The organism is Pseudomonas sp. Z5-35 (genome assembly GCF_051131945.1).
Taxonomy (GTDB): domain Bacteria; phylum Pseudomonadota; class Gammaproteobacteria; order Pseudomonadales; family Pseudomonadaceae; genus Aquipseudomonas; species Aquipseudomonas marvdashtae.
This window is the reverse complement of sequence record NZ_CP071640.1, coordinates 2,941,459-2,963,819: the sequence shown is the minus strand read 5'-3', so window position 1 is coordinate 2,963,819 and position 22,361 is coordinate 2,941,459. Positions and strand designations below refer to the sequence as shown.

The 22,361-nt window shown below is 62.6% G+C and carries 11 protein-coding genes and 3 pseudogenes; 9 read left to right on the top strand and 5 right to left on the bottom strand.

All coding sequences use genetic code 11. From position 1 onward, the window contains the following. Nucleotides 1-523 precede the first annotated feature (523 nt). Together J3P95_RS13550 and J3P95_RS13545 are read right to left on the bottom strand one after the other, a co-directional pair. The gene (locus J3P95_RS13550) at nucleotides 524-805 is read right to left on the bottom strand and encodes a fructose-bisphosphate aldolase (protein ID WP_434580987.1); all 282 of its coding nucleotides are present in this window, start codon (nucleotides 803-805) and stop codon (nucleotides 524-526) included. 461 nt (nucleotides 806-1,266) lie between these two features. Beyond that, nucleotides 1,267-2,406, bottom strand: a complete 1,140-nt coding sequence (locus tag J3P95_RS13545) for an epoxide hydrolase family protein (protein ID WP_434580989.1) — start codon at nucleotides 2,404-2,406, stop codon at nucleotides 1,267-1,269. Between the two features lie 157 nt (nucleotides 2,407-2,563). Here J3P95_RS13545 and tspO point away from each other — a divergent pair, with 157 nt between their 5' ends. Both tspO and J3P95_RS13535 read left to right on the top strand, forming a co-directional pair. Beyond that, nucleotides 2,564-3,004 (top strand): tryptophan-rich sensory protein TspO, encoded by a 441-nt coding sequence (gene tspO / locus J3P95_RS13540; RefSeq protein ID WP_305494863.1) that lies wholly within the window; start codon nucleotides 2,564-2,566, stop codon nucleotides 3,002-3,004. 14 nt (nucleotides 3,005-3,018) lie between these two features. After that, nucleotides 3,019-4,026 (top strand): alpha/beta hydrolase, encoded by a 1,008-nt coding sequence (locus J3P95_RS13535; protein WP_434557343.1) that lies wholly within the window; start codon nucleotides 3,019-3,021, stop codon nucleotides 4,024-4,026. Here the strand turns inward: J3P95_RS13535 and J3P95_RS13530 are convergent. Then, nucleotides 3,983-4,087, bottom strand: a pseudogene (locus tag J3P95_RS13530) (hypothetical protein); the annotation flags it as partial. The gene J3P95_RS13535 and the pseudogene J3P95_RS13530 sit on opposite strands and share 44 nt — an antisense overlap. A 221-nt stretch (nucleotides 4,088-4,308) precedes the next feature. Here J3P95_RS13530 and J3P95_RS13525 point away from each other — a divergent pair. The 4 genes from J3P95_RS13525 to J3P95_RS13510 all read left to right on the top strand — a co-directional run bounded on the left by J3P95_RS13525 (nucleotide 4,309) and on the right by J3P95_RS13510 (nucleotide 10,436). Continuing rightward, on the top strand, nucleotides 4,309-5,709 hold the full coding sequence (locus tag J3P95_RS13525; RefSeq protein WP_434557342.1) for an amino acid permease: 1,401 nt from the start codon (nucleotides 4,309-4,311) through the stop codon (nucleotides 5,707-5,709). A 290-nt stretch (nucleotides 5,710-5,999) separates the two neighbouring features. Beyond that, entirely contained in the window at nucleotides 6,000-7,721 is a 1,722-nt protein-coding gene (locus J3P95_RS13520; protein WP_434557341.1) for a type I secretion system permease/ATPase, read from the top strand. After that, nucleotides 7,714-9,084: an HlyD family type I secretion periplasmic adaptor subunit gene (locus J3P95_RS13515; protein WP_434557340.1), complete on the top strand. Its 1,371-nt coding sequence runs from the start codon at nucleotides 7,714-7,716 to the stop codon at nucleotides 9,082-9,084. The genes J3P95_RS13520 and J3P95_RS13515 overlap by 8 nt, the downstream gene beginning before the upstream one ends. A gap of 2 nt (nucleotides 9,085-9,086) precedes the next feature. Then, nucleotides 9,087-10,436, top strand: coding sequence for a TolC family outer membrane protein (locus J3P95_RS13510; protein WP_434557339.1), 1,350 nt, complete (start codon nucleotides 9,087-9,089; stop codon nucleotides 10,434-10,436). Nucleotides 10,437-10,507: 71 nt separating this feature from the next. On the opposite strand, the gene J3P95_RS13505 is transcribed toward J3P95_RS13510, so the two are convergent. Continuing rightward, nucleotides 10,508-16,120 (bottom strand): putative Ig domain-containing protein, encoded by a 5,613-nt coding sequence (locus J3P95_RS13505; protein ID WP_434580991.1) that lies wholly within the window; start codon nucleotides 16,118-16,120, stop codon nucleotides 10,508-10,510. A gap of 336 nt (nucleotides 16,121-16,456) precedes the next feature. On the opposite strand from J3P95_RS13505, the pseudogene J3P95_RS13500 reads away from it, so the two are divergent. From J3P95_RS13500 to hemN, 3 genes and pseudogenes are all read left to right on the top strand, one after another. Further along, nucleotides 16,457-16,636 (top strand): annotated as a pseudogene (locus tag J3P95_RS13500) (hypothetical protein); the annotation flags it as partial. Nucleotides 16,637-16,743: 107 nt separating this feature from the next. Then, nucleotides 16,744-17,238 (top strand): annotated as a pseudogene (locus tag J3P95_RS13495) (coproporphyrinogen III oxidase); the annotation flags it as partial. Continuing rightward, on the top strand, nucleotides 17,235-18,623 hold the full coding sequence (gene hemN / locus J3P95_RS13490) for an oxygen-independent coproporphyrinogen III oxidase (RefSeq protein WP_434580993.1): 1,389 nt from the start codon (nucleotides 17,235-17,237) through the stop codon (nucleotides 18,621-18,623). The pseudogene J3P95_RS13495 and the gene hemN, both read left to right, overlap by 4 nt. A gap of 1,040 nt (nucleotides 18,624-19,663) precedes the next feature. Here hemN and J3P95_RS13485 read toward each other — a convergent pair. Continuing rightward, a complete protein-coding gene (locus J3P95_RS13485; protein WP_434580995.1) occupies nucleotides 19,664-22,321 on the bottom strand; it encodes an excinuclease ABC subunit A in 2,658 nt (885 codons plus the stop codon). Between the last annotated feature and the right edge of the window lie 40 nt (nucleotides 22,322-22,361).

Sequence of the window (22,361 nt, the reverse complement as noted above, 5' to 3'; positions counted from 1 at the left end):
GGGTCTGCTGCGCAGCCCAGCGGGAGCAAGCTCCCTCGCCACAGGTTTATCGTTTGCTCTAAAAGCGGCGTTTGCTTGTGGGAGTGGAGACCAAGGTACTTTCGTCATCCTGCCAAGTGCCAACTACCATCGCGAGCAAACCCGCACTCACAGGAAAAACGCGGTCCTACCAAGAACCAGGTCGGCTCCGAGGCCGCCTCGCGGCGGACGTTGATCTCGGCGCCCCGTTAACCACGATGGCCGAACGCAGGCATTGTGGAGTGGGTATCCCGGCATGGATGCCGGGATAGCCGCGCTGGCCCATGGATGGGCCTTCGCGGCGGGCCCACGGAGCAATGCCGGAGTGCGGGCATGCCGAGCCTTAGCGAGGCACCAAGTGGTGGGGCAAAAGCGTTTTGCTTACTTTTACGCTTCATAAAAGTGAGTCGCTGTAAAAGCGAAACCATTAGCAGCCATCACCGCAGCAATGGATATGTACTCAGTGCCAAGCCTATACCGCGAGCAAGCTCGCTTCCGCAGTGGGTCAGCCTTCGAGGCCGCGTCGCTCGATGACGCCGAACACGTCGGCCACGTCCTGCACGAGGATCCGGGCAACGTTGGTCAGAGTGTTGATGTCACTGGTGGATGAGTCGCGCAGGCTGGAGCAGGCCACCAGCGTCAGGTAATCGAGCGTGGCGTGCAGCCGCTCGCTGACACAGGCGTGGAGTTCGGGCAGTGGCGCGTGAGTGTCGATCAGCAGGACAGGGTAGGTGGTGGCAATCGGGGTAAGCGGGGTGTAGCGGGCAGATGCATGATTAGCGGTCATAAGGTTACTTCCTTCAAGAAAAAAGAAATGCCACCTTTTCGCTGCGAAACAAACGGGTGGCAGTTGCGCGCGGGTTCGCAGACCGAGGAAGGAAAACCCGGCAGACCCGAAGATCTCCCGCGCGCAACCGCCATAAAATGAACGCGGGCAAGTTTGCCTGAATTTCATTCGACGGTGCATTTCCTTTGCAGTCGGGCTGCGAAACCCAGCCACCAGCCAAAGCCAGCGACGCCCCAACTATAGAAGTCGATCCCAACCCCCACAACCGACCTGTAGGACGCACACCGAACCCGTGGCGAGGGAGCTTGCTCCCGCTCGGGGGCGCAGCCGCCGCAAAACCGGGCGCTGCGGTACGTCTGACGAAACGGAGCCGCCGATCCTAGGCCGCTTCTCAGCCCAGCGGGAGCAAGCTCCCTCGCCACGGGTAGTCATTTCCTACAAGATTTGCAGACCGCCTTGGCTCATCGCAAATCCCGAAAGAACGCCCGAATCTCCTCCGCCAACAACTCCGGCTGCTCCAGCGCAGCAAAATGACCACCGCGCGGCATCTGCGTCCAGCGCTTGACGTTGTAGCCGCGCTCCACCCAACTGCGTGGCGGTAGCGGCAATTCCTTGGGAAACAGCGCGACCCCAAGCGGCGGCTTCACCCGCTCACCGCTGGCGAACAGCAAGGGCCGCCGGCTGCCTTCCACATACGGACGAAACGACGAACCAATGCAGTTCGTCACCCAGTAGAGCGTCACATTGGTCAGCAGCCATTCGCGATCAATAGCGGCGCTCGGATCGCACCACGACAGAATCTTTTCCCCCATCCAGGCCAGCAATCCCGCCGGAGAATCGTTGAGACCCACGGCCAGGGTTTGCGGTTTGGTCCGTTGGATGTGCGCATAGGCGCCTTCGGCTTCGCTGAAGGCCGCGGCGCGTTGCAGGTAAGCGGTTTCTTCTTCGCTCAAAGGCGGGTCGGTTTCGCCAAGCGGCGGGCGGTACGCGCCGGGAATGTAATTGAGGTGGAGGCCGGTCAGGCGTTCGGGAAAGCGCACGCCCAGCCAGGACGTTACAGCCGCGCCCACATCGCCGCCTTGCGCACCGAACCGCCCGTAACCGAGCCCGGTCATCAGCTCGCCCCACAAACCCGCCACCTCGAAGGGCCCGCAACCCGCCTGCTTGAACGGCGCGGAAAAGGTGTAGCCGGGCAAGGACGGCACCACCACATCGAACGCATCGGCTGGATCGCCGCCATGGCTGGCCGGATCCGTCAGCAACGCGATGATGCGCTGCATCTCGATGAACGAGCCGGGCCAGCCGTGGGTCAGTACCAGCGGCATCGGATTGGGCCCGACGCCGCGCTGATGGACGAAGTGCACCTGCTGCCCGCCCAGCGTGGCGACAAACTGCGGCAGACGGTTGAGCGCTGCTTCCTGGGTTCGCCAGTCGAAGGTGTTCGACCAATAGGCAATCAGTGCATGGAGCACATCAATGTCCATCCCTTCGCTCCAACCTTGCCCGGCCAGTGGCACCGGAAGCCGGGTGTTTCGCAGGCGATGGCGCAGGTCATCAAGGGCGCTTTCAGGAATGTCGATGGAGAAAGGTCGGGCGAACATGCTTGTTCCCTGTTGGCTTTTGCGGGCGTCGCGAACGCTTATTGAATTTATGCGCGGGCCAGCGAGTCTTTGGACAATGGACACTGCATTGGATCGTAACCCACCGCTGCCTGCCATGCTCCCTACCACGACAGCTGAACCCAGCTAAGGACGGACAATGACCTTCTTTATTTTTCTCCTCGCCTGCTGCGCTGCGGCAAGCACCGGTGTCATTTTCAAACCGGGCCAGTGGTACGAATCCCTCGTCAAACCCCGCTTCACACCCCCCAACTGGTTGTTTCCCGTGGCCTGGACAGTCATTTATCTACTGCTGGCGTGGGCCGGATATCGCTTGAGCCTGATCCCGGGGAGCCAATTCGTATTGGCTTTATGGGCGGCGCAGATTGCGCTCAACACCCTGTGGACTCCGGTGTTTTTCGGTGCCCATCAGGTCCTGGCCGGTATGGTGGTGATTACGCTGCTTTGGCTGGTCGTGGCGGTGATGGTGGTGTTGGCGTTGCGCCTGGACGTGATCACCGGGTTGATCCTGTTCCCTTACCTGGCATGGCTGTGCGTGGCTGCTGCGCTGAATTTCTCCATCCTGCGCAATAACCGCTGATGAGCAGCCGCCCATTGAATACCGCAAAGCTATGGCCAGCGGATGAAAATGAGCTGGCGCAGGTGCGCAGTTTCAACAAGAAACTGGCTTGGCTGCCACGCTTTCGCATCCGCAATCATGTCACTCCGCGCATCATTCAAGCGTTGTTGCGCGCCAGCCAAATCAACGGCGCCGGCAAGTTAGGCAAGCATGGGCTGCTGGCTGCAAACCGCCGGATAGGCACGGGCAATGTCCCGGTGCCAGTGCGGATAATCCGGCCGAAAGGAAAAGCCAAAGGCGTCGTGCTGGATTTTCACGGTGGCGGCTGGGTCATCGGCAACGCCCAGATGAATGACCCGTTCAACATCGCCATGGCGCAAGAGTGCGAGGTCGCGGTGGTCTCGGTGGATTATCGGCTCGCGGTCAGCACACCGGTGGAAGGCCTGATGGAGGACTGCCTCTCAGCAGCACGATGGCTGTTGGGCGAGGAGGAATTCGCCGATCTGCCGGTGATCGTTGTGGGTGAATCAGCTGGAGGCCACTTGGCCGTGGCAACGCTGCTGGCGCTCAGGCAATGGCCGGATTTGCTTGGGCGCATAAGCGGTGCGGTGCTGTACTACGGCGTCTACGATCTGGCCGGGACCGCGAGCGTCCATGCCGCCGGTCCTGAGACGCTGGTGCTGGACGGGCCCGGTATGGTCGATGCCCTGCGCCTGCTGACGCCGGGCCTGAGCGATGAGGAGCGACGCCAGGCACCGCTGTCGCCGCTCTATGGTGACTTCACGGGGATGCCACCGGCGTTGCTGTTCACTGGCGAGTTGGACCCGCTCCGGGACGACACGCTTTGCTTGGCTGAGTTGTGGGGCACGGCCGCTACGGTTGAAGCGCATCTTTTACCGTCCTGTCCCCACGGGTTCATTCATTTTCCGACGGCGATCGCCGAGCGGGTGCTCAAGCACAGTCGAGACTGGATCACGGCCCGGCTCAGCGCTGCTTCGACCCCCCACCAATCTGCCAGACATACGGCGGCTCCGTCCCGTTGATCTCCCAGTCGCCAATGATCCGCTCCTTGTAGATCAGCGGATTATGCGACGCCGCCGTCCGGGGGCGACCACCCTTCGGTGGCGAAATCAGATAAAAAAGCGGCGCTCACAGGTAACTAACTCGGGAGTGTAGGCAGGTAACGTGGCTGAACATTCAACTGCAAAGCCCAATTCGCGAGGGACGGATCAGACATCCAGGGTGTGCCGCTTTCAGGAGGGAGCGAAAACCAAAAACACCGACGGTCCCTCGGCACGCCTCAATGTCGATAAGAGAACAAAAACATGACCAGCCCGAGCTTCAAGGATTCGAACGGCCACCTTGCACAGGGCTTCAAGCCTCGTCACGTCACCATGCTTTCAATTGCCGGGATCATCGGCGCCGGTCTGTTTGTCGGATCGGGCCATGCCATCGCTGCCGCGGGACCGGCCGTGATGCTGGCGTATCTTTTCTCTGGCCTGCTGGTGGTGTTCGTCATGCGAATGCTCGGCGAGATGGCTGTCGCCCGCCCGGACACCGGTTCATTTTCCACTTACGCCGACCAGGCCATCGGACGCTGGGCGGGCTTCACCATCGGCTGGCTCTATTGGTGGTTCTGGGTGCTGGTGATCCCCATCGAGGCGCTTGCCGCCGGTCATGTCCTCAATCAATGGTTTCCCTCCGTCGATGCCTGGCTGTTCGCTTCGGTGTCGATCGTCGCCCTGGCCGTGACCAATCTGTTCAGCGTTTCGAAGTACGGCGAGTTCGAGTTCTGGTTCGCGATGGCCAAGGTCGTGGCCATCATCGGTTTCATCTCGCTGGGGTTCGCCGTGTTGATGGGTTGGATTCCCGAGCGTGAAGCCAGTGGCTTGAGCCGATTGATGGAAGAGCACGGCGGTTTTGCGCCCAACGGATTGTCCGCCGTCGTCGGCGCCTTTATTACCATCATGTTCAGTTTCATTGGTACCGAGGCGGTGACGATCGCCGCTGCCGAGTCCAGCAATCCCGCTCAAAACATCGCCAAGGCTACACGCTCGGTGATCTGGCGCATCGGCGTGTTCTACCTGTTGTCGATCTTCGTGGTCATTTCCGTAGTGCCTTGGAACGATCCACTCCTGGCTTCCGTGGGCTCCTACCAGCGGGCGCTGGAGTTGATGAACATTCCCCACGCCAAATTCATGGTGGATGTGGTGGTGTTGATCGCCGTGGCCAGTTGCATGAATTCATCGATCTACATCGCCTCGCGCATGTTGTATTCCCTCGGCCGTCGTGGCGATGCGCCGAGGGCGGTGGAAGCGACTTCGTCCGCTGGCGTACCCCGGGCGGCAGTGATTGCCAGTACGATTCTGGGATTGGGCATCACCTTGTTCAGCTTCTTCATGCCGGCAGGCTTGTTCCAGTACCTGCTCGCCAGTTCTGGCGCCATCGCTCTGCTGGTTTATCTGGTCATTGCCATTTCCCAGCTGCGCATGCGCCGGCTGTTGCTTCGCCAAGGCGCCGAGCCGGCCTTTCGCATGTGGTTGTTCCCGTGGCTGACCTGGGCGGTGATCTTGTTCATCGGTGGCGCCCTGGCGGTCATGATGGTGACGCCCGAGCATCGCAGCGAGGTCAGCACCACCCTCGGCCTGGCCTTGGTCATTTCGTTCATCGGCCTGGTGACGTCGCGACATTCTCCGCAGCCTGAAGAGGCGGTTTCCCTGAGCTAGCCTCCCTGCGGGTCCGTTTCCGGGTCCGCCCCTCATTGTGGCGAGAGAGCTTGCTCCCGCTGGGCTGCGCGGCAGCCCTTTTTTACCCGCCCGTCTTGCATCAACAAGGCTAAAAAAACAGCGATCCCATGCTGGCACTAACCCTAGGTTGCGTTGTCAGTACTTGGCGCCCGTAGCGGCGACGTTCGGCTCATATAGCGACAATGTCAGCTACCTGGCGCTTTTTTATTGGCGCCTAGATTCGCATGGATTGCGCCGGGACCGTTTATTCCTTTTGCGGGTTGATATCTATGGGTTTGCTCCTCGATCCTCGGCACGACATCGACGCCGCTTTGCTCAGTTATCGCCGGGTGTTCGGGTCGCTGGCGCTGTTCAGTGGGGTGATCAACCTGCTGGTGCTGGTGCCGTCGCTCTACATGATGCAGGTCTACGACCGAGTCCTCACCAGCCGCAACGAAACCACCTTGTTCATGCTCACGCTGATTGCCCTCGGCCTGTTCATGTTCAGTGCCTTGATCGAGTGGGTGCGCGGCGAGGTGATGATCCGAATGAGCGCCGGGCTGGACGATGCCCTGGGCGAGCGGATTTTCGACGCAGCCTTCGCCCGTAGCCTGCGCGAGCACAACGCCAACCCGGCACAGGTCCTGAGCGACCTGGCCACCTTGCGACAGTTGATTACCGGCCAGGGCCTGATCGCCTTGCTCGATGCGCCGTGGTTGCCGATCTTCCTGCTGGTCGCGTTCATCATTCACCCCTGGTTCGGCGTGCTGACCCTGGTGCTTGCACTGGCGTTGGTCGGGCTGGCGCTGTGGGGCGAGCTGGCGACCCGCGTCCGGCTGGGAGAGGCCAATCGGTTGGGCGTGCAGTCATCGATCTACGTCAACAGCACGCTGCAGAACGCCGAAGTCATCCAGGCCTTGGGTATGCTCGGGCCGCTGCGCCAGCGCTGGAGCCTGCTGCAACAACGGATTATCGCGGCGCAGGCACATGCCAGTGATCGTGGCGCGCGTATCACCTCGGCGACGCGTTTCGTGCGCATTTCCGGTCAGTCCCTGGCCTTGGGGCTGGGCGCGCTGCTGGTGCTGGAAGGCCAGTTGTCGGCGGGCATGATGATCGCCATGTCGCTGTTGTTGGGGCGTGCCCTGGCGCCGGTGGAAATCGCCATCGGCTCGTGGAAGCAATTTAACGCCGGTCGCCAGAGTTACCAGCGGCTGAGCCAACTGCTGGCGCAACACCCCCGCGAGCGCTTGCGCATGCCATTGCCTGCGCCCACCGGCGCGGTGCGCCTGGAACAACTCTACGTGGGGCCGCCCGGTGCTTCGCAGCCGATCCTGCGGGGCATCAATTTCAGCCTGGGCAAAGGCGAGGTGCTTGCGGTGGTCGGTCCCAGCGCCAGCGGTAAATCGACGCTGGCCCGGGCGCTGGTCGGGGTATGGCCGGCCATGGGCGGCTCGGTGCGGCTGGACGATGCCGAGATCAGCCAATGGTCCCACGACGCCTTGGGCCCGTACCTGGGTTATCTGCCGCAGGACATCGAGCTATTCGACGGCAGCGTTGCCGACAACATTGCCCGCTTCGGCGAGCAGGACGCCGACAAGATTATTGCCGCCGGACGTCACGCGGGCATCCACGAAATGATCCTGAGATTTCCCAAGGGTTATGACACGCCGCTGGGCCCCGGCGGACTTGGCTTGTCCGGCGGCCAGAAGCAACGCCTCGGCCTGGCTCGCGCGCTGTATGGCAGCCCATCGCTGATCGTGCTCGACGAGCCCAATTCCAACCTGGATGAGGCCGGCGAGCTGGCGCTGGTACAAGCGATCGGCGTGCTCAAGGCGGCTGGCAGCACGGTGGTTTTGATCACCCATCGGCCCAATGTATTGGCGGTGGTCGATCACATCCTGGTGCTCAAGGACGGTACTCAACAAGCGTTTGGGCCACGGGACCGCGTGCTCAAGGCGCTGATGCCGGGGCCAAGGCCGGCCGCCGTGCGGGAGGCTGGCAAAGATGCCTGATTTGAAACCGTCTACACCGGCCCACGGCGATCACGGCTTGAGCGTACTCAGCAGTAACACCCTGCCCAGCGCCAGCACCGATGCCGGTGGCGCGGCGCGCTACGGCGTGATCTTCCTGGCCCTGACGCTGGGCGGATTCCTGCTCTGGGCCTTCCTTGCGCCACTCGACCAGGGCGTGGTGGGCAGCGGAACCGTGGTGGTGGCGGGCGAGCGCAAGGCGGTGCAATCGCTGGTGGGCGGTGTAGTGGAGAAGTTGCTGGTCAACGACGGTGACCGCGTCAGCCAGGGCCAGTTGCTGGTACAGCTCAACACCGTGCAAGCGCAATCGCAGTTGGACGTCACCCTGGGCAAGCTGCTTAACGACCGCAGTATCGAGGCGCGATTGATCGCCGAACGCCTGGGCGCCGCTGAAATCCAGTGGCCGGCGCAATTGCTGGAGCGGGCCGAAGAGCCGCGCGTCAAGGCGGCCATGGCGCTGCAGAGTCAGTTGTTCCTGACGCGGCGTGCCGAGTTGGGTAGCCGCCTGCAGATCATCGAGCATGAAATTGGCGCCTTGCAGCAGCAGTTGCAGGGGTACGAAGGGGTCAAGCGCAACTACGACGCGCAAATGCGTTTCCAGCAGCAGGAACTCGAAGGCCTGCGCGAGCTGGCCCGGGAAGGCTACGTGCCGCGCAACAAGCTCTTCGAGGCCGAGCGTAATGCGGCGCAACTGGCCGGACAGATTGCTTCCGGCATCGGTGACGTCGGCAGGACACGCCAAGCTATCAACGAGAGCCGGCTCAAGGCTTTGCAGGCGCAGCAGGAATTTCGCCGCGATGCCGAAACCCAGCTCAGTGAAGTGTCCGCCGAGGCGGCGGGCTATGCCGATCAGATCCGTGCCTTGCAATTCGAAGTGGACAACGGCGCGATCCGAGCGCCGGTGGCCGGGCAGGTGATGGATAGGTCGATCCACACGGTCGGCGGCGTCGCCCAGGCCGGGCAAACCCTGATGCAGGTTGTGCCGCTGGACGCGCCGATGGCGATCACCGCGCGCTTTGAGCCGCTGATGGCCAACAAGCTGCGCCCGGGATTGCCGGTGCACGTGCATTTCACGGCCCTGCAACGGGTGGATACGCCAACGGTGACGGGCACGGTCACCACCGTGTCGGCGGACCAGTTGATCGACCAGCAAACCCACCAGCCGTACTTCTCCGCCAAGGTCGAGATTCCCGCCGACACGGTGGCTGCGCTGCAAGAGGCCGGGCTGCTGGTGCGCCCGGGCATGCTCGCCGATGTCACCGTGGTGACCGGTGAGCGGACCTTGATGAACTATCTGATGAAACCTTTGCGCGAACGCTTGTTGGCTGCCTTTAAAGAGGAATGAGCATGACCGACCGTTGCCGTTACGGCGTCCGTGTGCTGTTGAGTTTGTGTACCAGTTGGGCAGTGATCGGCCCGGTGTGGGCAGCGGAGAGCGGGTTGAGCCTGATCGCCGCTTACGATGCCTCGCGTCTCAACGACCCGACCTTGCAAGCGGCGACCCACGCCTTTGATGCGTCGCGCCAGGAAGAGGCGATCGGTCGGGGCGGGCTGTACCCGCAAGTGTCGTTGTCCTCACGTTATGGGTATGGCGGGCGTACCGATGGCGGTGATGACAGCGGCTACGTCAACAGCAACGATTACCAGGCCAATAACGTGACCTTGGCCGCGCAGCAGGCGCTCTATGACAAGGGCCGTTGGGCGGCGTATCAGGAAGGCAAGGCCCGGGGAGCGCTCGGTAGCCAGCAGTTCGATGTGGCCGGCCAGGCGCTGTTCGATCGGGTTGCCAAGGGCTATTTCGACGTCGCCCGGGCCGAGAACGAGCTCAAGTTGATCGCCCAGCAGAAAGCCGCCATCAATGGGTTGGTGATCCAGAGCAAAAAACTTTATCAGGGGGGCCAGGGCGCAATCACCGACATCGACGAGGCCCAGGCCCGGCTCGATCTGGTGGAGGCCCAGGAAGCCGAAGCCAACGCCCGGCGCGTGGCGGCGCTGCGGGCGCTGTCGGGCCGTTCCAATGTGCCGATTGATGACATCCAACCGATGCGCGAAGAACTTCCCGCCGGAACCCCGATTCCGCCGGAGCAGGATTTACCGTACTGGACGGCAATTGCCCGCGAGGCCAGCCCGGAACTGGCGGCCCGGCTGGCGGCGGTAAAAGTGGCCGAGGCGCAGGCCGACAGCCAGCGCTCCGGGCACTATCCAACGGTGTCGCTGACCACTCAACTGACCCGCCGGGAAACCCGTCAGTACCAGGAGCTGGACCCGCGCCAGGACACTTATTACGTTGGCGTGCAGTTGGACATTCCGTTGTATCGCGGCGGCGCGGTGCGCGCGTCGGTAGCCAAGGCCGAAGCACAGCTTGCAGGCGCCCAGTCCGATTACGACGTGCAGCGTCAGCAACTGGCCGAAGACATCGAAACCGATTACCTGGGCGTGGTGGCAGGTTTTGCCAAGAGCAAGGCGATGCAACGGGCAGTGGAATCCAACCAACGGGCGCTGACGTCGACGGAGAAGGGGTTTCAAGGCGGGGTACGTTCGACCGTCGACATCCTCGATGCCCAGCAACGGCTATTCCAAGCGCGCCGGGACCTGCTCGACACCAAACTGGACATGCTGCAAAGCTATGTGAGCCTGCACATCCACACCGGCCAGATGAACCGCGCGGTGCTGGAACAGGTGCAAAGTTTGTTCTAAGAGCAACTGCGGGAACAGCGCTTTTGTGGCGAGGGGACTGCGCTGGGCTGCAGAGCAGCCCCCTCGATCACTCAGGCAGTGAAGTCGCTGGCGTGCAGCTCCTTGACGCCAACCAGTTCAAACTCGAACTCGGCGGTGGCGTCGGCATTGACGCTGCCGTAGAGAATGCCGTCGACAAAACGCAACTGGCCGGTGGCGTTGCTGGCGTCGAAGGCGTTGCTGCCGATGAAGGTGAAGGCATCGATGTTGGCGGTCAGCGGGTTGGCGTCCAGGCCGGTGAAGTCCAGTTTATCCAGCTCCGTCGTCTTGAAACCGTTGATCACATCGCGCGCCGCACCGACGCCCATGTCCGACAGTGCACCAAACGCGTAGGTATCCGCGCCGGTACCGCCGGTGAGATTGTCAGTGCCGGCGCCGCCGATCAGGCGGTCGTCGCCCGAACCGCCCACCAGGATGTCGTTGCCCGCGCCGCCGTTGAGGATGTTCCCGGCACTGTTGCCCGACAAGGTGTCCGCGTAGGCGCTGCCCGTCAGGTTCTCGATGAACTTCAGCGTGTCGAGCCCTGAGCCCACGGTGTTCTGCTGCGCGGACGTCGACAGGTTCACGGTCACCCCGGCCGAGGCGCGCTCGAACGATGCCGTGTCATTGCCATCGCGCCCGTCGAGGATGTTGTCGCCCGCACCGGCGAACAGCGTATTGCCCAGCGCATTACCGATCCCGCTGGCGGCACCGGCGCTGTCGATGTACAGATTCTCCACGTTGTTGCCCAAGGTGTAGGTAGCGAGGCTGCTGTGGACGCTGTCGATGCCGCCGGACACCGGATTGCTGCTGGTCTCGATCACCGCATCGCTGGCGTTGTCGACATAGTAGGTGTCGTTACCGTCGCCACCGCTCATGCTGTCAGCCCCCGCAGCGCCATTGAGCACGTTGTTGGCGGCGTTGCCTGTGATGAAGTTGCGACGCTCGTTGCCGGTCCCGTCGATGTCCGACACGCCGGTCAATACCAGGTTTTCCAGGTTGGCGCCGAGCGTCCAGCTGACCGAGGCCTGGACCGTATCGATCTGCGAGGTCGAGGTGTTGGTTTCCACCACGCTGTCGAATGCGTTGTCGACGACGTAGATGTCGTTGCCATCGCCACCGGTCAACGAGTCGGCACCCAAGTCACCGTCCAGTATGTCGTTGCCGGAACTGCCCACCAGCGTGTCCGCCTGGTCGGTGCCGGAGATCTTTCCGCCTTCATTCTGCGCGCCGTCGAAAATATCCTGGACGCTGTTGTTGTCGTTAGGGTTGCCCTGGAATCCGAGGTCACCTGCGATGTAGTCCGCCAGACGCTGGCCGACGATTTCCGCCGACTCCTCATGCAGATGCCAGACGTCGTCGGGATACACCAGCGGGTCGACTTCGTAGCGCAGCGGCAGGTCGGTGTAATCCACCGCCAGTTTCACATCGGCGCGCTCGGCCGCGATGGCTTCCTGGGTGGCGCGGACATAACCGACGCCCGCGACGATGGCAGCAATTTTTTCTTCCGAGTAGCCACGGGCACGCGCCGCGTCCTGCTCGTAGTGACCGGTCTCCATCATGTACACATTGAAATTGCCAAACTGGGCGTGCAGGTAATCGAAGACCTTCAGCGTCGCCGCCTTGTAGGCCGCCGCTGCCGCTTCCTTGTCCGTGGCGCGGGCGATTTCCTGGGCGGCTTCCTCGCCCTGGCCCCAGACAATGCCCATCGTGACGTTGTCGATGGATTTCAGCTCCGTGAGCTGGTCGCGCAGCAAAGTCACCGCACGCAACAGCGCCGGCCCGGGTTGGTTGGTGTCGGTCAACCACCAGCACAATTTCAACTCTTCGGCGCCGAGGGTCGACAAGCCGTTGACCGTGCTGCCGCCCACCGCAATGTCGATTCCGTTGCCGTCGGCATCGCTGAACTGGCTGCGCACGTCGTAGGTGGTGTATCTGTCCAGGTCATTGACCAGCATCGAGGTGCCGGACTGATCGTCGTCTTCGCTCATGCGCAGCAGGCGCGCGTTGGATTGGCCGAGCGTCGGCAGGTAGAGGATGTCCTGCTGGGCGCGTTCGCCGAAGACGAAATCATCGGCGGTGAGGGTGTTGAGGTAGTTGCCGTTCAGGGCGATCTCGAAGCGATTGCCATCGGCGTCGGCCTGGCTGGACTTGACGTAGGTTTTGTCGCCGGCCGCGTTCAGGGTCATGTAGAGCGTGTGGTTGCTGCCATCGCCGAGGCCGAGGAAACCCAGCCCAGACACGTCGATCTTGTCGACGCCGACGGTGAAGTCGTAGAGCGTGTCCGTGGCCGTGACGCCTCCGGTGTCGTAGTCGCGGTAGCTGTCGGACAGGTTGTTGTAGCGGAACGTGTCGGCACCGTCGCCGCCATACAGCGAGTCGCGCCCGGCACCGCCATCGACAATGTCGGCACCGGCGCCGGCCTTGATGGTGTCGTTGCCGCCCAGGCCGAGGATCAGGTCGGCGCCGGCCGTACCGTTTAGGCTTTCGGCGTTGGCCGTGCCGGTGATGGTGTTGGCGGGGGCATCGGCCACCACCAGGGCAAAGCTGTCGCTGACCGATGCGCCGGAGGGGTCGGTGGCCTTGACCAGTACGTCGTAGTTGCCCGCCGCAGTGCCGGTGGGCGTGCCGGTGAAGGTCAGGTTGGTGGCATTGAAGCTCAGCCATGAGGGCAGGGCGCTGCCATTGGCGAGGGTCGCGGTGTAGGTCAGCACATCCTGGTTGGCGTCGGTGAAGCTATTGCTCGCCACGGTGTAGCTGAACGGTGTGCTTTCGCTGGCGTTCTGGTCCAGGAGCGGGATGCCCACCACCGGCGCCACGTTGGTCGGGGTGTTCTGGTCGGCGAAGACAAAATGACTGGCCGTCAGGCTGTTGACGAAATTGCCCGCCAGGGAGATTTCAAAGCGGTTGCCGTTGGCGTCGACCGTGAGGTCCTTCAGGTAGGTGCGATTGGTCGACGAGCTGTAACTGACTTGCAGCGTGCCATTGAGTCCGTTGCCCAAGCCGGTGTAGCCCAGCGCCGCGACATCGATCTTGTCAGCGGCCACGTCGAAATCAAGGACCTGGTCACTGGCGCTGGTGGAACCGGTGCGGTAGCTGTCGAGCGTGGAGGTGTAGCGGAACACATCGGCGCCGGTGCCGCCGGTGAGTTTGTCCGCCCCCGTGCCGCCCACCAGGATGTCGTTGCCCGCTGCGCCGTTGAGGGTGTCGTTGCCCGCGCCGCCGAAAATCTGTTCGTTGGCGACGGTGCCGGTCAGCGTGTCGTTGTTCGGCGTGCCGTTGATCACCACGGAACTGGGCACGTCTTGCACGGCCAGGGTGAAGCTGTCGCTGACGGTGGCGTTGCTGCCGTCGGTTGCGGTGACTTGGATCGAGTAGGTGCCCGACGCCGTGTCAGGCGGCGTGCCACTGAAGGTGCGCGTGGCGGCATCGAATGTCAGCCAACTGGGCAAGGCGTTGCCATCGGCCAGCTTGGCGGTGTAGCTGAGTGTGTCATTGTCCGGGTCGGTGAAACTGGTGGCCGGTATCACGTAGTTGAACGGTGTTTTTTCATTCGCGTTCTGGTCTAGCAAGGGCGTGGCCAGCACCGGCGCCTGGTTGGTCGGCGACGAGGTCGCGAAGACGAAGTTGGCGCTGGTCAGTTTGTCCAGGTAATTGCCATCAAGCGCCACCTCGAACCGGTTGCCATTGGCATCGGCGTCCAGCGACTTGATATAGGTCTTGGTGCCGGCACTGTTGAGAACCAGGTAGACGGTGTTGTTCTTGCCGTCGCCCAGGCCAGTGAAACCCATGGCGGAGAGGTCGATCTTGTCGGCGCCGATGTCGAAATCGGTGATCAGGTCTCCGAGGTTGGCGCCACCGGTGTTGTAGTTGCGATAGCTGTCCATGCGGTTGGCGAATACGAAGGTGTCCGCCCCGGCGCCGCCGGTGAGGGTATCCATGCCGGCGCCGCCGTTGAGCGTGTCGCCGCCCGCGCCGCCGCTGAGGCTGTCATTGCCGGCCAGGCCGAGCAGGGTGTCGGCCGCATCGGTGCCCAGCAACGAGTCGCTGCCGGCGGTGCCGGTGATCACCCGATTGAAGATGAAATTGTTCGCCGTCAGGGTGCTTGCCAGGTTGCCCGAGAGAATCAGCTCGAAGCGATTGCCGCTGCCGTCGGCGTCGTAATCCTTGATGTAGGTGCGGTCGCTGCTGGCGTTGTAGCTGACTTGCAAGGTGCCGCCACGGCCATTGCCCAGGCCGGTAAAGCCGAGGTCGGCGAGGTCGATCTTGTCCTGGGTGACGTCGAAATCGGTGATGGTGTCATCGAAGCTTGCGGTTGCATTGCGGTAGCTGTCCGACTGGCTGGCGAAGCGGAACACATCGGCGCCTGTGCCGCCGGTGAGTTTGTCGACGCCCGCGCCGCCCACCAGGATGTCGCTTCCAGCCGCGCCGTTGATGGTGTCGTTGCCGGCTGCGCCGTAGAAAATCTCGCTGGCGCTGGTGCCCGTCAGGATGTCATTGCCTGCCGTGCCTTGAACCGTGGTCATCGGCACCGTGGCGCTGACGTAGCTGCCGTCGCCGTAGACCAGCGTGGCGCCCTTGCTGGTGTGGCTGATGGTGTTGGCGATGATTGCGTTGCGATCGGTGCCGTCTTCGTTGCGCTCGGCGACGCCATAGGTGGAAAGGTTGCTGCCACTGATGAGGTTGCCCTGGATGAGGTTGTCGCTGCCGTTGAAGTACTTGCCCGACACCCCAAGCGTGTCGTCATAGGACTGGATGATGATTTCCGGAACCGCACTGCCCAACGCATTGTTGTTGAGTGTGTTGTCGATCACTTCGACGTGGTTGCTGCCGTAGATGCGAATCCCGGCGCTGGCGTTGTCATGGATGTCGACGCCGGTGACCGTCACGTCGCTGGACAGTTTGACCAGCACGCCTTCGGCGCCGTTGCCGTACACCTCGCCGCCGGTGATGGTGATGTTGCTGGGGGAGGGAATGTCCTCGCTGCCACGTTGCACCACGATGCCGTTGCCGCCGTTGTCGTAGGCGATGTTATTGGTCATGGTGAAATCGTGGGTGCTGGTGACGACGTTGAAACCGTGTCGGTCATTGTTGTAGGCGATGTTGTTTTCGAAGGTGCTGTCGCTGAGGAAGTCGGCGACGAAGCCGTCCAGGCCATTGCCGTGGGACACGCTGTTCTTGATGACCATGTTGACGGTCTGCTCATGCGGGTCGAAGCCGTACCCGGAGCAGTCCTTGATCTCAACGCTGTCGAGGGTGACGTTGGAGTCGTAGCCTTCTTCGCCGGGGATATAACCGTTGAACCAGCCGTCCACCTTGCCGGTGGTGGCGTCGCGGTTACCGTCGATGGTGAGGTTGCTGACGCCGAAATCGTGGGTTTCCTCGCCATAGGCCGAACGGATAATGCCGGTGATCTTGGCGTCGGAGCCGTCGGCCAGCTTGACCGTGGTGTCGCCCATGCCGTCGCCGTACAGGTAGACGTTGCTCTTGAGCATCAGGCAGCCATCGGAGGGTTCCTCCCCACCCGAAACGATATAGGTCCCGGTCGGCATATAAACCTGACCGCCGCCTGCGGCCGCTGCCGCATCGATCGCACTTTGAATGGCCGCCGTGTCGTCAGTAACGCCATCTCCTTTGGCGCCAAAATTTTGTACATTGAAAATCATGGACTTATCTCCGTATCAGGCTAAGAACCTCGATAGCTGCCAATATTCCATCGGCGACCTCGGTGATAAGACCCACCGGAGCGAAAAAGTTGTGACCGCACATCGGCGAAGTGTCAAAAAACTGGATGATCTGATCGGCGGTTGTCTCGATCCTGCCAGCGTGTAACGTTTTGTTGACGCTTTTTGACGATCAACGGTGAAATGGATGAGCGCGTGCTTTCCTTGATTGGCATCAACCTCCCCATGCTCAACCGGCGTTAGCCTTGGATAAAGGCAGCGCCCCAAGTGCCGCCGGGGAGCCCCATGACGTATCCGCTGTTTCTGACCTTGCACCTGTTGCTTGGGTTGAAGATCCTCCTGGCGGCCAGTGTGCTGGGGCATTTCCTCTGGGCGATCTGGCTGTTTCGAAGCGGGCGCATGAAGGCCGGTTATGTGCGATTCATCCATGCCAGCGTCTTCTTGCATCTGGTCGCGATCGTGCTGTTGGCCAAGGGTATGTTCTATCTCCATTGGTAGAGCGAGCAGGGCGCTTGATACAGATCAAGGTGGCCGCATGGGATAAGCCCGACACTGTTGTCGCGCAGCACTCGGAGATTGTCATGTTCGACCTGTTTCATACCCTCGATGACCTGGCGGTCACCCAGGAACATGGACGCCTGCATCGCAACTGCCAGGGTTTCACCCGTCACGGTTGCTGCGATCATGTGGGTTTCGGCTTGTCGGCCATCACCCAGATCGAGCACCTGTACGTGCAGAACACCGACAACCTGCTCCAGTACTGCCAGCAACTCGATGCCGGGCAATTGCCAGTGCGCCGTGGCTGGCGTTGCGAGGCGCAGAACTTGATCGGGGCCACGGTCACCGAGCAGTTGTCGTGTGACCTGGAGCTGGATATCCCAGCGGTCGAAAGGCGTTTCGGCCTGGTGTTTCGCGAGTATTTCGCAGGCGTCTGGCCTGTGTTGGAACAGTTGCGCGTTCAGGGATTGATCGAGCTGTCGAGCCGTTTCATCGGCATCCTGCCCGCCGGGCGCCTGAGCGTAGACGCGATCTGCAACCTGTTCGACCCGGAACCTGCGGGCGCGGGCCCACACTATTTTGAAAAGTTGAACCCTTCATGAACGCAGCCACCGGTTTCAATCGCGCCCTGGTCGAAAAATACGATCGACCGGGGCCACGCTATACGTCCTATCCCACCGCGCCGCAGTTTCACCAAGCGTTCGCCATGGATGAATACCGCCAGGCGGCCCGGCGCAGCCACCAGGCGCAGGTGCCCAAGCCGCTCTCGGTGTACATCCATATCCCGTTCTGCCAGAGCCTTTGCTACTACTGCGCCTGCAACAAGATCATCACGCGCAAGACCCATCGCGCCGTCGAGTATCTGACGTACCTCAAGCGCGAGATTGCCTTGCAAGCCACCTTGTTCGAACGCTCGCGCAAGTTGACCCAACTGCACTTGGGCGGAGGCACGCCGACTTACCTGACCCATGGACAACTGGCTGAACTGATGGACTGCCTGCACCAGTCATTCGACATGGACGACAGTGACGACCATGAGTTTTCCATCGAGGTCGATCCCCGCACGATCGATGCCGAACAGATCCAAGGCTTGCGTCGCCTTGGCTTCAACCGTCTGAGCTTCGGCATCCAGGATTTCGATGCGCAAGTGCAGGCCGCCGTCAACCGGGTGCAAAGCGAAGCCCAGGTCACCGAGCTGGTAGAGGCGGCCCGGCGGGCTCGATTCAAGTCGATCAGCGTCGATCTGATCTACGGCCTGCCGCTGCAAACCTTGGCCAGTTTCGATGTCACCTTGAGCAAGATCATCGCCTTGCGCCCCGACCGGATCGCCGCGTACAGCTACGCGCACCTGCCGCAACGGGTGAGGGCGCAACGGATGATCCGGCCCGAAGACATGCCGCCACCCGAACGCAAGCTGGAGCTGCTGGAACTGACCATCAACCGCCTGACCGCGGCCGGTTACGTCTACATCGGCATGGATCACTTCGCCTTGCCGGACGACGAACTGGTGCGTGCCCGTTCCCGGGGGACCTTGCAGCGTAATTTCCAGGGCTATTCCACCCATGCCGACTGCGACCTGATCGGCCTGGGCGTGTCTTCAATCGGCAAGGTCGGTGACAGCTACAACCAGAACGTCAAGGAGCTTTCCCAATACTACGCGTGGCTGGACCAGGGCTTGTTGCCCGTCCAACGGGGCTACCACCTGAGCGATGACGACCGCTTGCGGCGCGAAGTGATCAGCGAATTGATGTGCCACGGGCGGATTGATTTCGGTCGGATCGAAGCGGATCACGGCATCCACTTTGTCGAGTACTTCGCTGACGCGCTGGAGCGGCTCGATGAGTTGGTGGGCGATGGATTATTGGAGAAGCGTGGGGACTCGCTGGTGTTATTGCCCCAGGGGCAACTGATGATGCGCAACGTGGCCATGGCGTTCGATGCGTACCTGGCGGGGGAGCAGACGGTGCAGTATTCGCGAACGGTTTGAGAAGCTACCGAGTAGCACTTGTGGCGAGGGGATTTAGCGAAACGTCGCACCGCCCCGCTCGGCTGCGTAGCAGTCGCAAACCGGCTGGCAGGGTGCAGCTGTTGCACCGCGGTGCCTGGTTTGGGGCGGCTGCGCCACCCAGCGGGAGCAAGCTCCCTCGCCACGGGATTGCGTTCGGTCTTTAAATTCGCGGCACCGTGGTGCTTGGTTTTGGGGCGGCTGCGCCACCCAGCGGGAGCAAGCTCCCTCGCCACGGGATTGCGTTCGGTCTTTAAATTCGCGGCACCGTGGTGCTTGGTTTTGGGGCGGCTGCGCCACCCAGCGGGAGCAAGCTCCCTCGCCACGGGATTGCGTTCGGTCTTTAAATTCGCGGCACCGTGGTGCTTGGTTTTGGGGCGGCTGCGCCACCCAGCGGGAGCAAGCTCCCTCGCCACGGGATTGCGTTCGGTCTTTAAATTCGCGGCACCGCGGTGCCTGGTTTTGGGGCGGCTTCGCCACCCAGCGGGGATAAATCCCCTCGCCACAAGGGAGTGCTATGCCGATTGGTGGGAGTGTGCCAGCGACAAGGTTTCCCGACACAGGGTTGCGGGCGCACAGGCCTCTGTGGCGAGGGAGCTTGCTCCCGCTCGGCTGCGTAGCAGTCGCAAACCGGCTGGCAGAGTGCAGCTGTTGCACCGCGGTGCCTGGTTTGGGGCGGCTGCGCCACCCAGCGGGAGCAAGCTCCCTCGCCACGGGATTGCGTTCGGTCTTTAAATTCGCGGCACCGCGGTGCCTGGTTTGGGGCGGCTTCGCCACCCAGCGGGGATAAATCCCCTCACCACAAGGGAGTGCTATGGCCGATTGGTGGGAGTGTGCCAGAGGCAAGTTTTCCCCGAGGATACAAAGGGTTGCGGGCGCACAGGCTTCTGTGGCGAGGGAGCTTGCTCCCGCTCGGCTGCGCAGCAGTCGCAAATCCGGCTGGCAGGGTTCACCTGTTGCACCGCGGTGCCTGGTTTGGGGCGGCTGCGCCACCTAGCGGAAGCAAGCTCCCTCGCCACGGTTCAGTGGTTCGGCTGCAAAGCCCTCGCCAGAAATGGCGCCGTGCGGCTTTCCCGACACGCCGCGACCAGCTCCGGCGCGCCGCACACCACGACTTTGCCACCCTGCGTCCCCGCGCCCGGGCCAATGTCGATGACCCAGTCGCTCTGGGCCACGACGCGCATGTCATGTTCGACCACTACCACGGTGTGGCCCTCGTCCACCAGACGGTTCAATTGCACCAGCAAGCGATCGACGTCCTGGGGATGCAAGCCGTTGGTAGGCTCGTCCAGCACGTATAACGTCGCCCCCCGGGCCTTGCGTTGCAGTTCCGTTGCCAGTTTGATCCGCTGGGCCTCGCCACCGGACAGCTCGGTGGCCGGCTGGCCGAGGCGCAGATAGCCCAGGCCAATGTCATGCAGCACTTGCAACGAGCGCCGCGCCGATGCTTGTTCGGCGAAGACCTCAAGCGCCTGGTCCACGGTCAGTTGCAGCACTTGGGCGATGTTCAAGCCCTGCCAAATCACCTCCAGGGTCTGCGGGTTGTAGCGGGCGCCATGGCACGTAGGGCAGGGGGCGTACACGCTCGGCATGAACAACAACTCCACGCTGACGAAACCTTCGCCTTCACAGGTCTCGCAGCGGCCTTTGGCGACGTTGAAGGAAAACCGTCCGGCATCGAATCCCAGCGCTGTTGCCTGTTCGGTAGCGGCGAAGAGTTTGCGCACGTGGTCGAACAGTCCGGTGTAGGTGGCGAGGTTGGAGCGAGGTGTGCGGCCGATGGGTTTCTGGTCGACCTGCACCAGTCGCTTGATCCCATCGAGCCCGGCGGTGACATGGCCGCCGCTGGTTTGCACGGGTTCGTCTTCCAGGCTTTGTTCATCGGCTTCTGCGGTGGGGCCGGCCTGGCCCAGGTGGGCGCCTATCAGGTCAAGCAAGGCCTGGCTGACGAGGCTGGATTTACCTGAGCCCGAAATGCCGGTCACCGCCGTGAAACAGCCGAGGGGAAAGGCCGCGCTCAGATTCTCGAGGTTGTTGCGAGTGATGCCTTCCAGGCGCAACCAGCCCTTGGGTTCACGCCGGGTGCTCGCGGCGGCGCGACTTGGCGAGAAGAGATAGGCGCGGGTCCGGGACCCAGGCACTTGGCCAAGGCCTTCAGGTGGCCCGCTGTAGAGGATTTTTCCGCCTTGCTCACCCGCATCGGGGCCGACGTCGATGAGCCAGTCGGCGCGGCGCATGGTGTCCAGGTCGTGCTCGACCACGAACACCGAATTGCCCGCCGCCTTCAGGCGCTGCAAGGCGCCGAACAACGCTTCGCTGTCGGCGGGGTGCAAGCCGGCGGAGGGTTCATCCAGCACGTAGATCACCCCGAACAACTGGGAGTTGAGCTGGGTGGCCAGGCGCAGGCGCTGCAGTTCACCGGAGGACAGCGTCGGCGTGCTGCGCTCCAAGGCCAGGTAGCCGAGGCCGAGGTCGATCAGCGTGGTGATCCGCTCCAACAGCTCGGCGGCGATGCGCTGGGCGGCCAGGCGTTTTTCCAGGGACAGGTTGGGCGTGTGGCGCGCGTCCGGCCCGCCCGCGTGGGGATTTTCGCCCCGGGCGGCACGTTGCTCGCGGGCTTCGCGGGTCTGGCGGTGGCTGAGGACATCGCCCGGTTCTTCAGGCTGATGCAGATAGTCGGGCGCGGCGACACCCTTGAGCACGTCGGCCAACTCCAGCAATGGCAGGTGCGACAGTTCGGCGATGTCCAGGCCGGCGAACGTCACCGTCAGCGCCTGGCGCTTGAGGCGTTTGCCCTCGCACGCCGGGCAGGGGCTGGCGCGCATGTATTGCGCCACGCGCTTGCGCATCTGGGCGCTTTGCGAATGCATGAACGTGTGCAGCAGGTAGCGCCGGGCGCCGCTGAACGTGCCCTGGTAGCTGGGTTCGAGCTTGCGCTTGAGGGCTTCGCGGGTTTGGGCCGGGGTGAGCCCGGCGTACACCGGGACGGTCGGCGTTTCTTCGGTGAACAGGATCCAGTTGCGTTGTTTCTTTGGCAGGTCGCGCCAGGGAATGTCGACGTCATAACCCAGGGTCACCAGGATGTCCCGCAGGTTCTGCCCTTGCCACGCCATTGGCCAGGCCGCCACGGCGCGTTCGCGGATGGTCAACGAAGGATCGGGCACCATGGACGCTTCGGTCACCTCATAGACCCGTCCCAAGCCGTGGCACTGCGCGCAGGCACCCTGCGGCGTGTTGGGCGAGAAGTCTTCGGCATACAGCATCGGCTGGTCGGCCGGGTAGCTGCCGGCGCGAGAATAGAGCATGCGGATCAGGCTCGACAAGGTGGTGACACTGCCCACCGAGGAGCGCGCGCTGGGCGTGCCGCGTTGCTGCTGCAAGGCCACCGCTGGCGGCAGGCCTTCGATGCTGTCTACGTCCGGCACGCCCACCTGGTCGATCAGGCGCCGCGCGTAGGGCGCGACGGATTCGAAATAGCGCCGCTGGGCTTCGGCATAAAGCGTGGAGAAAGCCAGTGACGACTTGCCGGAACCCGACACGCCGGTGAACACCACGAGTGCATCGCGAGGGATATCGACGTCGACATTCTTGAGGTTGTGTTCGCGGGCGCCTCGCACCCGGACGAACCCGGTGCTTGCAGGCAATGAAGCGGTTGATTCGGGGCCGATGCGAGCGGGCATTGAGCGTTCCTTGTGTGCGTCGGTGCAATGCGCTGGGGCG

Bases quoted from the DNA above. Each gene is read 5' to 3' on its own strand.
- J3P95_RS13520 (WP_434557341.1), top strand. From the start codon at position 6,000: ATGGGTTTGCTCCTCGATCCTCGGCACGACATCGACGCCGCTTTGCTC.
- J3P95_RS13550 (WP_434580987.1), bottom strand. From the start codon at position 805: ATGACCGCTAATCATGCATCTGCCCGCTACACCCCGCTTACCCCGATT.
- J3P95_RS13505 (WP_434580991.1), bottom strand. From the start codon at position 16,120: ATGATTTTCAATGTACAAAATTTTGGCGCCAAAGGAGATGGCGTTACT.
- tspO (WP_305494863.1), top strand. From the start codon at position 2,564: ATGACCTTCTTTATTTTTCTCCTCGCCTGCTGCGCTGCGGCAAGCACC.
- J3P95_RS13515 (WP_434557340.1), top strand. From the start codon at position 7,714: ATGCCTGATTTGAAACCGTCTACACCGGCCCACGGCGATCACGGCTTG.
- J3P95_RS13510 (WP_434557339.1), top strand. From the start codon at position 9,087: ATGACCGACCGTTGCCGTTACGGCGTCCGTGTGCTGTTGAGTTTGTGT.
- hemN (WP_434580993.1), top strand. From the start codon at position 17,235: ATGAACGCAGCCACCGGTTTCAATCGCGCCCTGGTCGAAAAATACGAT.
- J3P95_RS13545 (WP_434580989.1), bottom strand. From the start codon at position 2,406: ATGTTCGCCCGACCTTTCTCCATCGACATTCCTGAAAGCGCCCTTGAT.
- J3P95_RS13525 (WP_434557342.1), top strand. From the start codon at position 4,309: ATGACCAGCCCGAGCTTCAAGGATTCGAACGGCCACCTTGCACAGGGC.
- J3P95_RS13485 (WP_434580995.1), bottom strand. From the start codon at position 22,321: ATGCCCGCTCGCATCGGCCCCGAATCAACCGCTTCATTGCCTGCAAGC.